The 12,164-nt window shown below is 64.2% G+C and carries 11 protein-coding genes; 9 read left to right on the forward strand and 2 right to left on the reverse strand.

The genetic code is table 11. From position 1 onward, the window contains the following. Window positions 1-218: 218 nt before the first annotated feature. Window positions 219-1,013 carry an undecaprenyl-diphosphate phosphatase gene (locus ACTS1X_RS05860; protein WP_442613450.1) on the reverse strand — a complete coding sequence of 265 codons (795 nt, stop codon included), beginning with the start codon at window positions 1,011-1,013 and terminating at the stop codon, window positions 219-221. Window positions 1,014-1,217: 204 nt separating this feature from the next. Here ACTS1X_RS05860 and ACTS1X_RS05865 point away from each other — a divergent pair, with 204 nt between their 5' ends. The 5 genes from ACTS1X_RS05865 (at window position 1,218) to ACTS1X_RS05885 (ending at window position 9,425) form a co-directional block, all read left to right on the forward strand. Then, a complete protein-coding gene (locus tag ACTS1X_RS05865) occupies window positions 1,218-2,678 on the forward strand; it encodes an NAD(P)-dependent oxidoreductase (RefSeq protein ID WP_442613451.1) in 1,461 nt (486 codons plus the stop codon). Beyond that, window positions 2,678-3,454: a hypothetical protein gene (locus ACTS1X_RS05870; protein ID WP_442613452.1), complete on the forward strand. Its 777-nt coding sequence runs from the start codon at window positions 2,678-2,680 to the stop codon at window positions 3,452-3,454. Before ACTS1X_RS05865 ends, ACTS1X_RS05870 begins: the two co-directional genes overlap by 1 nt. Then, window positions 3,451-4,131, forward strand: coding sequence for a DUF2059 domain-containing protein (locus tag ACTS1X_RS05875; RefSeq protein ID WP_442613453.1), 681 nt, complete (start codon window positions 3,451-3,453; stop codon window positions 4,129-4,131). The genes ACTS1X_RS05870 and ACTS1X_RS05875 overlap by 4 nt, the downstream gene beginning before the upstream one ends. Next, entirely contained in the window at window positions 4,128-8,645 is a 4,518-nt protein-coding gene (gene gltB / locus ACTS1X_RS05880) for a glutamate synthase large subunit (RefSeq protein ID WP_442613454.1), read from the forward strand. The genes ACTS1X_RS05875 and gltB overlap by 4 nt, the downstream gene beginning before the upstream one ends. A gap of 165 nt (window positions 8,646-8,810) precedes the next feature. Further along, window positions 8,811-9,425, forward strand: coding sequence for a nucleoside deaminase (locus ACTS1X_RS05885; protein ID WP_442613455.1), 615 nt, complete (start codon window positions 8,811-8,813; stop codon window positions 9,423-9,425). On the opposite strand, the gene ACTS1X_RS05890 is transcribed toward ACTS1X_RS05885, so the two are convergent. After that, the gene (locus ACTS1X_RS05890) at window positions 9,418-9,777 is read right to left on the reverse strand and encodes a GFA family protein (RefSeq protein WP_442613456.1); all 360 of its coding nucleotides are present in this window, start codon (window positions 9,775-9,777) and stop codon (window positions 9,418-9,420) included. The two genes, ACTS1X_RS05885 and ACTS1X_RS05890, sit on opposite strands and share 8 nt — an antisense overlap. A gap of 195 nt (window positions 9,778-9,972) precedes the next feature. Here ACTS1X_RS05890 and ACTS1X_RS05895 point away from each other — a divergent pair, with 195 nt between their 5' ends. The 4 genes from ACTS1X_RS05895 to ACTS1X_RS05910 form a co-directional block, all read left to right on the forward strand. After that, window positions 9,973-10,311 (forward strand): VOC family protein, encoded by a 339-nt coding sequence (locus tag ACTS1X_RS05895; RefSeq protein WP_442613457.1) that lies wholly within the window; start codon window positions 9,973-9,975, stop codon window positions 10,309-10,311. Between the two features lie 167 nt (window positions 10,312-10,478). Further along, window positions 10,479-10,868, forward strand: coding sequence for a hypothetical protein (locus ACTS1X_RS05900; protein ID WP_442613458.1), 390 nt, complete (start codon window positions 10,479-10,481; stop codon window positions 10,866-10,868). Between the two features lie 68 nt (window positions 10,869-10,936). Then, complete coding sequence (locus ACTS1X_RS05905) at window positions 10,937-11,608, forward strand: glutathione S-transferase family protein (protein WP_442613459.1); 672 nt, start codon at window positions 10,937-10,939, stop codon at window positions 11,606-11,608. A gap of 209 nt (window positions 11,609-11,817) precedes the next feature. Next, window positions 11,818-12,164: autoinducer binding domain-containing protein (locus ACTS1X_RS05910; RefSeq protein WP_442613460.1), on the forward strand; the 347-nt coding region annotated here is incomplete at its 3' end.

Genomic DNA, 12,164 nt, shown 5'->3' on the forward strand with positions numbered 1-12,164 from the left:
CCTGATTGTGAGGGTTTTTGTTTGTCAGACTCAACCTAGCGGTTGAGCGCGGCACCGGGATTCTTTTGTCAGACCTTCGGCTTCGCCTCAGGCGCCGCACCGGCCCGCACCCCCTCCCGGCCTCCCACAGGGTACACTCAATGGGAGGCCGGGAGGGGGTGCGGGCCGGTGCGGCGCTCGACTGTTAAGTCGAGTCTGACAAACAAAAACCCTCGCGATCAGAACGCCCAGAGCAGCGCGATCCCGAGCAATACGCGATAGACGACGAACACCATCATCGAGGCCTTGCGCAGGAAGCGCATCAGGAAGTGCATGGTGGCGAGCGCGGCGACGAAGGTCATCGCCCCGGTGATCAGCGCCTCGGTAAGGAGCTCGCCGCCGACCTCCATGATCTCGGGAATGATGAGCACGCCCGCCCCGGCCACCGCCGGGATCGACAGCAGGAAGGAAAAGCGCGCGGCCTCGACGCGCTTGTAGCCGAGGAAGCGGGCGGCGGTCATCGTAACGCCCGAGCGGCTCGTCCCTGGAATCAGCGCCAGCGCCTGGGCCGTCCCGACGACGATCGCATCGCGGACCGTCATGTCCTCATAGGCCTTTTCCTGCCGCCCGAAGCGGTCGGCGATGCCGAGCAGCAGCCCGTAGCCGATCAGGTTCGCGGCCACGAGATCGGTCATCCGGAGCCGGGACATGATGTCGTTGGCGTAGAGGAACGCGCCGAAGGCGACGACCGGGACCGTGCCGATCGCGACCCACCAGAAGAGCCGCCGCTGCTCGGCCGCCTGTCCGATGCCGACCGTGGCGAAGCCGCCGCGCACCAGGCCCCAGGCATCCTTCCAGAAATAGACGATGATCGCGAACAGCGAACCGACATGGAGCGCGGCGTCGATCAGCGGCCCCTGGTCGTCGGCGCCCATGAAGACCGGCGTCAGGATCAGATGGCCGGACGAGGAGATCGGCAGGAACTCCGTCACCCCCTGCACGATGGCCGTGACCAGCATTTGGAGAAACGTCATGCCGCGCCCCTATCACAGCCGATTCCACTCTGTCTCGCGCTAAATACAGGTCCGATCCGGCCATTTATTCGCAGGAGTGACCCTGACGACCCGCCCGGACCCGCGAAATATTCTGTCACTAGGTAAAACACACTGTCCTATATGCCGATTTTCCGCGTGACTTCGGCATTTTTCATGCTATCACCCGTCCATACGGAGAATTCGATGGCTGACAATCCGATGCTCAAATTCGTGGGCGTTGAGCAGGCTTATCCTGCGAAACGCGCGCCCGGCGACCGCCGCGACGATTTCGAGGAAATCGCGCGCGCCTACGCCATCGAGAAGGCCGAGGAACAGTCGGCGCGCTGCTCGCAATGCGGCGTTCCCTACTGCTCGGTCCATTGTCCGCTCCACAACCATATCCCCGACTGGCTCAAGCTGACCGCCGAGGGCCGGCTGCGCGAAGCGTATGAACTGTCGAACGCGACCTCGACCATGCCCGAAATCTGCGGCCGCATCTGCCCGCAGGATCGCCTCTGCGAGGGCAATTGCGTCATCGAGTTTTCCGGCCACGGCGCGGTCACCATCGGCGCGATCGAGAAATACATCACCGACACCGCCTGGAAGGAAGGCTGGGTCGAACCGATCGCCCCGGTGCGCGACCGCTCGGCGCAGTCGGTCGGCGTGATCGGCGCGGGCCCCGCGGGCCTGACCACCGCCGAATATATGCGCGGCCATGGCTATGAGGTGCATGTCTATGACCGGCACGACCGCGCGGGCGGGCTGCTTACCTACGGCATTCCGGGCTTCAAGCTCGAAAAGGACGTCGTCATGCGCCGCGTCCAGCGGCTCAGGGACAGCGGCATCCATTTCCACGAGAATTTCGAGGTCGGCCGCGACGCGACGCTTGCCGAGCTGCGCGACAGGCATGACGCGCTGCTGATCGCGACGGGCGTCTACAAGGCGCGGCAGCTCAAGGCTCCGGGCGTGGGCACCGATGGCGTGGTGGAGGCGCTCGATTTCCTGATCGCGTCGAACCGCAAGGGCTTCGGCGAAACGGTCCCGGCGTTCGACAGCGGCGCGCTCAACGCGGCGAACAAGAATGTCGTCGTCATCGGCGGCGGCGATACGGCGATGGATTGCGTGCGCACCGCCGTCCGCCAGGGCGCGAAATCGGTGAAGTGCCTCTATCGCCGCGATCGCGACAACATGCCGGGCTCGCAGAACGAGGTCCGCAACGCCGAGGAAGAGGGCGTCGAATTCGTCTGGCTCTCCGCGCCCCAGGCATTCGAGGGCACCAAAGCCGTGACCGGCGTGAAGGCGCACAAGATGCGGCTCGGCCAGCCCGACGCCTCGGGCCGCCGCGCGCCGCAGGTCGATCCGGGCAGCGAGTTCCAGCTCGACGCGGACCTCGCGATCAAGGCGCTCGGCTTCGATGCCGAAGACCTGCCCGGCATGTTCGGCAGCCCGGACCTCTCGGTCACCCGCTGGGGCACCTTGCGCGTCGATCACAAGACGATGCAGACCAGCCTCGACGGCGTGTTCGCGGCCGGCGACATCGTGCGCGGCGCGAGCCTCGTCGTCTGGGCCATCCGCGACGGCCGCGACGTAGCGGCGCATATGCACACATATCTCAAGGCGAAGGCGGACGCCGAAACTTCCGCGGCGGAAAAGGAGGCGGCCTAGTGCCCGTAACGACTACACCCATGCTGAAGGCGTTGGCTGCGCTGGTCTTTTTCGGCGGCATTCTGGCGACCGCACCGGCCCGCGCCTCGACGCAAGCGCAAGCAGAGCCGCTCAGTGTCGAAAACTGGGAAGCGCTTGTCGAACGGACCTTCAACACACGCACGCGCGGTTTTCTGGTTGATCAGGGCGTCAACTATATCGCGTTCGTCCAGGACAATAACCGCGATTCATGGACGAACGCCAATGCACCGCAGGATCCGTGGTCGCGCGACCGGATGCGGACCGAAGTCGAACGCTACTTTTCGCTGGTCGAGCAACCGGTGCTCGCCGGCTATCACGCCATCGTCGGCAGGAATGTTTCGAACGCGGAAGTGTCGCTTGCCCTGAGCGGAATCAGCACCGACAACGAGGTCGCGGCCTTCGCCTGCGTCGTTGCATTGCCGGCCGACGATGCCGGCGAACTGCAGTGGAACGGCTGCGAAACGGATTTCGAGGTGACGTTTTCGCCGGCGGTCAAGGACGCTGCCGCGCGGTTCCTGAATGCCTTCAACACCGGCATAGTGTCGCGGATCGTCAATGACGGCTTCGGCGGTGCCACCTGCCACGCCGTGGACCGGCTGGTCGACGCCTACACCACCGAAAATTTCACGATCGAACTCGATGTAAATATCGGAATAGGTCCGGGCACCGCGCGGGCGTGCACCGGACTGAAGCCGCGCTGGGCTGCACTCGTCGGATATGAGCGCCTGATGGCCACCGAGGAGTTTGGAGAATGATCGTGCCGAAGGCCTTGGTCCTGGCGCTTCTCTCGGCGGTCGCCGCTCCCGCGATCGCGCAAGCCCCGGCTGCCCCGGCGCCGTCCGCCGTCGAAGCGCTCGATCCCGACCGGCTCGAAAGGGCGCGCGAGCTGCTCGATCTCGTCCTGCCGCCGAGCCAACGGAACCAGATGATCCTCGCGATGATCGAACCGACGATGACCAATGTCGAACAGGGGCTGATGCAGTCGCCGCGCTTCATGGAAGCGATGCGCGACGACCCCGAAGGCCAGCAGCGCTTCCTCGCCTTTCTCGAGCGGCAGCGGGCGGAAACCGGCGAACTGATGGTCGCGACCCTGCCGGGCCTGGTGGAGGCGATGACGCGCGCCTATGCGCGGCGCTTCACGGTGCGCCAGCTGCGCGACATGATCGATTTCTTCGACAGCGATACCGGCCGCGCCTATCTCGCCGAAGCGCCCGCGATCATGGCCGATCCCGACATCGCCGCCTGGCAGCGCAACACGATGGCCCAGGCGATGACGATGATGGAAGACGATATCGCGGCGCTGATGGCGGATGTCGGCATCGAACCGGGCGCAACGGCCGCCCGCCCCTCCCGCCCGGTGACGAGCAGCAATCTCGACGCGATGCGCGGTGGCGGTGAGGCTGCGGAAAGCGAAGCAACAGAGACCGAATGATGACCGACCTCCCCTCTCCCGAACACGCCCGCCTCGCCCGCGACGGCATGTACCGTCCGGACATGGAGTCGGACGCCTGCGGCGTCGGGCTGGTCGCGGCGATCGACGGCCAGCCGTCGCGGCGCGTGGTCGAGGCCGGGATCGAGGCGCTGCGCGCGGTCTGGCATCGCGGCGCGGTCGATGCGGACGGCAAGACGGGCGACGGCGCGGGCATTCTCGTCGACCTGCCCGAACGTTTCTTCGACGATGCGATCGCGGACAGCGGGCACCGGCCGATGCCCAACCGGCTCGCGGTCGGCATGGTCTTCCTCCCGCGCACCGACCTGAACGCCCAGGAAACCTGCCGCACCATCGTCGAGAGCGAGATTATCGAGTTCGGCTATTCGATCTACGGTTGGCGGCAGGTGCCGGTCGACGTCTCGGTGATCGGCCAGAAGGCGCAGGCGACGCGGCCCGAGATCGAGCAGATCATGATCGCCGGGCCGATGGCGGAAGCGGTCGACGCGGCCGAGTTCGAAAAGGACCTGTTCCTGATCCGCAAGCGCATCGAAAAGCGCATCGTCGAGGCCCAGGTCCGCGATTTCTACATCTGCAGCCTGTCGTGCCGCTCGATCGTCTACAAGGGCCTGTTCCTCGCGGAATCGCTTGCGACCTTCTATCCGGACCTCACCGACGAGCGGTTCGAAAGCCGCATGGCGATCTTCCACCAGCGCTATTCGACCAACACCTTCCCGCAATGGTGGCTCGCCCAGCCGTTCCGCAGCCTTGCCCATAATGGCGAGATCAACACGATCCGCGGCAACAAGAACTGGATGCAGAGCCACGAGATCAAGATGGCGAGCCTGGCGTTCGGCGAGCATGGCGACGAGATCAAGCCGCTGATCCCGGCAGGCGCCAGCGATACGGCCTCGCTCGACGCGGTGTTCGAGACGATCTGCCGCTCGGGCCGCGACGCGCCGACGGCGAAGCTCATGCTGGTCCCCGAAGCCTGGCAGCATGACGACGACATTCCGCAGGCGCATATGGATATGTACGCCTATCTGGCGAGCATGATGGAGCCCTGGGACGGCCCCGCCGCGCTCGCGATGACCGACGGCCGCTGGATCGTGGCGGGCATGGACCGGAACGCGCTCCGCCCGCTGCGCACGACCCAGACCGCCGACGGACTGCTGATCGTCGGCTCGGAAACCGGCATGGTCGTCGTGCCCGAAAGCCAGATCGTGAAGAAGGGCCAGCTCGGCCCGGGCCAGATGATCGCCGTCGATCTCGAGGAAGGCGGCCTGTTCGAGGACATGGCGATCAAGGACAAGATCGCCGCCGAGCGGCCCTATGGCGAATGGGTCAAGGGCTTCAAGACCACCGCCGACCTGCCCAGGCCCAGGAAGCGCTACGCGCCCGACTGGGAGCGCGCCGAACTGCTGCGCCGCCAGGTCGCGGCCGGCCAGACGATGGAGGATATGGAGCTGATCCTCGCGCCGATGGTCGAGACCGCCAAGGAAGCGGTCGGATCGATGGGCGACGATACCCCGCTCGCCGTGATCTCGGGCAAGCCGCGGCTGATCAGCCAGTTCTTCCGGCAGAATTTCTCGCAGGTGACGAACCCGCCGATCGATTCCCTGCGCGAACGGCATGTGATGAGCCTCAAGACGCGCTTCGCCAATTTCGCGAACATCCTCGACAAGGAAGCCGAGCAGGACAGCGTCCTCGTACTCGATTCGCCGGTCCTCACGTCCGACCAATGGGGCGGGCTCAAAGAAGGGTTCGGCGATGTCGCGGCCGAGATCGACTGCACCTACGAAGTCGGCGGCACCTTGCGGGACGCGATCGCCGCGGTCCGCAAACAGGCCGAGCAGGTCGTCCGCGAGGGCCATATCGAGCTGTTCCTGACCGACGAGCATACCGGGCCGGACCGGATCGCGATCCCGATGGTGCTCGCGGCCGCCGCGGTCCATACGCATCTGAAGCGCAAGGGCCTGCGGTCATACGCCTCGGTCAATGTCCGCTCGGCCGAGTGCCTCGACACCCATTATTTCGCGGTGCTGATCGGCGTCGGCGCGACGACGGTGAACGCCTATGTCACCGAGGCGGCGATTGCAGAGCGCCATGCGCGGGGCCTGTTCGTCGATCTGACGCTCGAAGACTGTCTGGAACGCTACCAGCTCGCGATCGACGAGGGCCTCAGAAAGATCATGTCGAAGATGGGGATCGCGGTGATCTCCAGTTATCGCGGCGGCTATAATTTCGAGGCGGTCGGGCTCTCGCGCTCGCTGGTCAACGAGTTCTTCCCCGGCATGCCGGCCAAGATTTCGGGCGAAGGCTATGCCTCGCTCCAGCTCAATGCCGAGCTGCGGCACGAAGCGGCCTGGGACCCGGCGGTCGTCACCCTCCCGATCGGCGGCTTCTACCGGCAGCGCGCGGGCGAGGAGCAGCACGCCTTCTCCGCCCCGCTCATGCACCTGCTGCAGACCGCCGTCTCCACCGACAGCTATTCGAGCTATCTCCAATTCTCGCGCGGGGTACGCGATCTCGAACCCGTCTATCTGCGCGACCTGATGGAGTTCAACTACGCCAAGGAGCCGGTGCCGATCGACGAGGTCGAGGCGATCACCGAGATCCGCAAGCGGTTCGTGACGCCGGGGATGAGCCTCGGCGCGCTCTCGCCCGAAGCGCATGAAACGCTGGCCATCGCGATGAACCGGATCGGCGCGAAAGCCGTGTCGGGCGAAGGCGGCGAGGACAAGAGCCGCTACACCCCCAAACCCAATGGCGACAACGCCAACAGCGTGATCAAGCAGATCGCGAGCGGGCGCTTCGGCGTGACGGCCGAATATCTGAACGCCTGCGACGAGATCGAGATCAAGGTCGCCCAGGGCGCCAAGCCCGGCGAGGGCGGCCAGCTGCCGGGCTTCAAGGTGACGGAATTCATCGCCAAGCTGCGCCACGCGACGCCGGGCGTCACGCTGATCTCGCCGCCGCCGCATCACGACATCTATTCGATCGAGGATCTCGCCCAGCTGATCTACGACCTCAAGCAGATCAACCCGAAGGCGCGGGTCTGCGTGAAGCTCGTCAGCTCGGCCGGCATCGGCACGGTCGCCGCCGGCGTCGCCAAGGCGCATGCCGACGTGATCCTGGTCGCCGGCAATACGGGCGGCACGGGCGCGTCGCCGCAAACCAGCATCAAATATGCGGGCACGCCGTGGGAAATGGGGCTTTCCGAGGTCAACCAAGTGCTGACGCTCAACGGGCTGCGCCACCGCATCCGGCTGCGCACCGATGGCGGGCTCAAGACCGGGCGCGACATCGTGATCGCCGCAATCCTCGGCGCCGAGGAGTTCGGCATCGGAACGCTGAGCCTCGTCGCGATGGGTTGCATCATGGTCCGGCAATGCCATTCGAACACCTGCCCGGTCGGCATCTGCACGCAGGACGAGCGGCTGCGCGAAAAGTTCGTCGGCACGCCGGAGCGGGTCATCAACCTGATGACCTTCATCGCCGAGGAGGTGCGCGAGATTCTCGCCCGGCTCGGCTATCGCAGCCTCGACGAGGTCGTCGGCCGCACCGAACTGCTCCGCCAGGTGTCGCGCGGCGCCGAGCATCTCGACGATCTCGACCTCAATCCGATCCTCGCCAAGGTCGATGCGCCCGACGAGCAGCGGCGCTTCAACATCGAGGGCTGGCGCAACGAGGTGCCCGACAGTCTCGATGCGCAGATGATCGCCGATGCCCAGGCCGTGTTCGAACGCGGCGAGAAGATGCAGCTCACCTATACGGTCCGCAACACGCACCGCGCCGTCGGCACGCGGCTGTCGTCCGAGGTGACCCGCCGCTTCGGCATGTCCGAACTCGCCGACGATCACGTCCATGTCCGCCTGCGCGGCTCGGCCGGCCAGTCGCTGGGCGCCTTCCTGTGCAAGGGCATCACGCTCGAGATATTCGGCGACGCCAACGACTATGTCGGCAAGGGCCTGTCCGGCGGGCATATCGTCGTCCGCCCGACCGTCTCCTCGCCGCTCGAGAGCAAGGACAACACGATCATCGGCAACACCGTCCTCTACGGCGCGACCGCGGGCAAGCTGTTCGCCGCCGGGCGCGCGGGCGAACGCTTCGCCGTCCGCAATTCGGGCGCTGACGTCGTGATCGAGGGCTGCGGCGCGAACGGCTGCGAATATATGACCGGCGGCACGGCCGTGATTCTCGGTCGCGTCGGCAAGAATTTCGGCGCTGGCATGACCGGCGGCATGGCCTTCGTCCTCGACGAGGACGGCCTGCTCGAGCGCCATGCCAATCCCGACAGCATCGTCTGGCAGCGCCTCGCCTCCTCGCACTGGGAGGAGAAGCTGCTCGAACTGATCGGCAACCACGCCAAGGCGACCGACAGCCCCTGGGCCCATTCGATCATCGACGATTGGGACCGGTGGCGCGGGCAGTTCTGGCAGGTCTGCCCGAAAGAGATGCTCGGCCGCCTCGACCATCCGCTGAGCGACGAGGACGAGATCGCGGCGGCGGAATGACCGCAGCGAATCTCAGAAGGTGTCCGGGCATCAGAGGTATCTCGGTTTGACTGTCCGCTCGCGACCCCGATTGCGGACCTTCGGCCGACACCTGTCATGGACGGAAAGCGGTCATTCGGTGTATCGCGACAGCTTCAATATGCCTCGCTAACATCGGTGCTTCGAATGGCCATGACTTCCGATGAAATTTGGCGGAAAGCGCTAGATCAAGCCTGGTCTTCGTTTGGTGAAGGCAATGCTGGGATCGGCGCAGTTGTGGTCGCCAGCTGCGGCACGCTTTTCCTTGGTCGCAGCAGAACAATTTGCGACTCCGGCGATAGCCTGTCTGGGTCGCCGATTGCGCATGCCGAAATTGATGCTTTGAGGAAGGTCAGAGGACGAGTGGCGAACCAGGGCCAATTGTTCTCGACGCTTCAGCCGTGCCTTATGTGTACGGGAGCCACTCTTATGGCCCAGTTGGCCGAGGTAGCGTTTTTGGCTCGCGATCCTGCCTGGCCATCCTGTGCCGCAATGACCAAGAGTACCCAGTGGCGGCAAGGCAATTGCGATTTTCGGCACGAGAATAGGCGTGAAAGCACGCTCGCGCTGCTCCTTCCTTTGACTACATTTGCGGAAAAATTGAGCATGACGGAGTTCGCCATCTATCGGGCAGATTCACCCGCTATCGCTGACGCGGCTGAGTCATTCGCTCATGATGGTCGATTGAGAGAAATGGCGGCTGAGGTGCCGTTCGAAGAGGCGATGAGGTCAAGTTTGTTGGCGGAGATTGAGGCTATCTGAGCCCGCCGGTTACCTTTGATCCTTCTATCAAAATCGGATCGAGCCTCGACAGATCGACCTTTTCGAGACACCCCGCATTCACGGCGTATTTCCTCGAGTCTTTTCGCATGCGGTGAAACACATAGATTCCGCAGACCCGACAGAAATAGTGAATAGCGATCATCGTGCCGAACTGATATTCGGTGAGCAAGTTTTGCCCCTTCAAAACTTCCAAGTCTCCGACTTCGCACCGGACCATAATGGAGCCACGCCGCTTGCATATGGAACAATCACATTTGGCAGAATGTGAAAGCTCGCACCTCACAGCAAAACGCACACCACCGCAGTGGCATGCCCCATTGTAGGTATCCATTCCGTTTTCCTATACTTGCATCACCGCGGAACGTAACACAGACGATCATTCAAGGGTTCGCAATAGCGCGATCTCGATTCAAAACCAGACCTTCCGCTCCCCACCCAACAGCGGACATTCAAACTAAGGCACCACCTCTCCACCACTTGCCTCGACAATCTTGAGAACATATAGTGAACATCGAGGAGATTCGTCATGCAGATGCCCAACTATCTCGAGCTCGCGACCGCCGACATGGCCGCGACGAAATCCTTCTACACCGCGGCTTTCGGCGTGGAATTCACCGATTACGGGCCCGAATATGCGGGCGCGAACACCGACCGGTTCGAAATCGGGCTCGCCTGTTTCGGCGAGACGCCGCCGCCCCTGCCCGGTTTCCAGACGGACGATATCGCCGCGGCCGAGCAGGCCGTCCGCGACGCCGGCGGCACGATCGTCAGGGAAAGCTACGAATTTCCCGGCGGACGGCGCTTTCATTTCCGCGACCCCGGCGGCAACGAGCTGCTCGTCTACCAATATGACGCGACCGAATAGGCGCACCGTTCAGCCCGCGCTCATTTCGCTTTCGGTAGGGCATTTCGTCAGAACACCGTCCACCCCGAGCCAGTCGAAGGGTTGCCCTTCGTCCTGCGGTGGACAAGAATAGGGACAGGGCCTGGACGGGCTCGGCCCCAACGGAAGATTTGCGAGGCTAATCGGTCATGAAATACACGCTTGCTGCTGCAACCGCTCTTCTGCTCGCCACCCCGGCCCTCGCCCAGGATGGCGATGACGATATCTGGGACGACGATCCCTATGCGCAGCAGGACGAGACGGTGATCGCCGTCGACCGGATCATGGACGCGCTGCTCGACCTCCCGATCGGCCGGCTCGCCTCCGCGATGCCCGAAGTCGAGATCGAGGGCGATGTGCGCGAAGACGATACGCTGCGCGACATGATGGTCCGCGACAATCCCGGCGCCGAGGAGGATCTGCGCGGCAAGGCGCGCATGGCGACCGCGATGATCGGCACGATGCTGAGCGAGGTCGAGACCTTGCTGCCCGAACTCGAACGCTGGGGCGAGCGCCTCGGCCGCTCGCTGCCGGAATAGGCCGGACCCCGTGACCGGCGCCGAATAACCGCTGGACGGATTCGGCCACCGCGCTACAACCGCCCGCCATGTGGGAACTCTTCCAATTTCCGCTCTGTCCGTTCAGCCGCAAGGTCCGCCTGCTGCTCGGCGAAAAGGGCATCGGCTACGATCTGGTGCGGGAATCGCCCTGGGAGCGGCGCGACGAGTTTCTCGACATCAACCCGGCGGGCAAGACGCCGGTGATGATCGACACGGACAAGGGCGCGACGCTGATCGACAGCCGGGCGATCTGCGAATATTTCGAAGAGACGGTCGATGCCGCGCGGATGATCACCGGACCCGCCGACAGCCGCGCCGAGATCCGCCGGCTCGTCGCCTGGTTCGACGAGAATTTCTACGCCGACGTCGTCGCCCCGCTCATGCACGAACGCATGTTCAAGCGGCTCGTCCATCGCGAGGCGCCCGACGGGACGGTGCTGCGCGAGGCGATGAAGGCGGCGGATTCGCATCTCGACTATATCGACTATCTGCTCGACCATCGCCGCTGGATCGGCGGTTCGACGCTGAGCCTCGCGGACCTTGCCGGCGCGGCGCAGATTTCGGTCGCCGACTATCTGGGCGGCTTCAACTGGTCGAGCCACAAACAGGCCAAGGCCTGGTATGCCGGGCTCAAGAGCCGCCCGAGCTTCCGCCCGCTGCTCAGCGAGCGGATGGAAGTCATCTCGCCCCCCGCGCATTACGACAAGGTCGATTTCTAGCCGGGCCACAGAGGGTGAAAGCCTTCCGCAGCGTCAACCCTCGCGCAGGCGGGGATCCGCTGCCGACAATCCCGCCCACCTATGACGGTCGCGATGGCGGCGCAGCTTCATCGCAACCTTTTCGTCCGACGAAAAACGGACTATATCGCCACGCGAATTTCTGAAGGAGAAAGCGGATTTCTCCCGAGCTGGCGGATTATCTCACCTATATGCTCGCGCCCTCGGGGCCGGCGCGAACCGACGCACAATGCAAGGCCGCCTTCCTTCGCTACGTGCAGGACGCTGGAATAGAATTTTGTAACTACGGGACGATCTACCGCGACGCGGAAAACAATGCGGGTACGGTGCTGGTCGACAGCAACATGCCCGCAAGCTGGATTGAAGAATATCAATACGAGAGGCTGAACGAGAGGGACTATTTCTTAGCCCGGGCCGCGCAGCTCTCCCCCCAGAAGCGATTTGATCAGTTCACCTTCGGCGACTGGCTGGTGCCTGTACTGGATGAAAGGACGCTGGACGCGGCGCCCGTCTTGTGCGGCGCAGCGGACGCAGGCAT

This window comes from Parasphingopyxis sp. (genome assembly GCF_052168275.1).
Taxonomy (GTDB): Bacteria; Pseudomonadota; Alphaproteobacteria; order Sphingomonadales; family Sphingomonadaceae; genus Parasphingopyxis.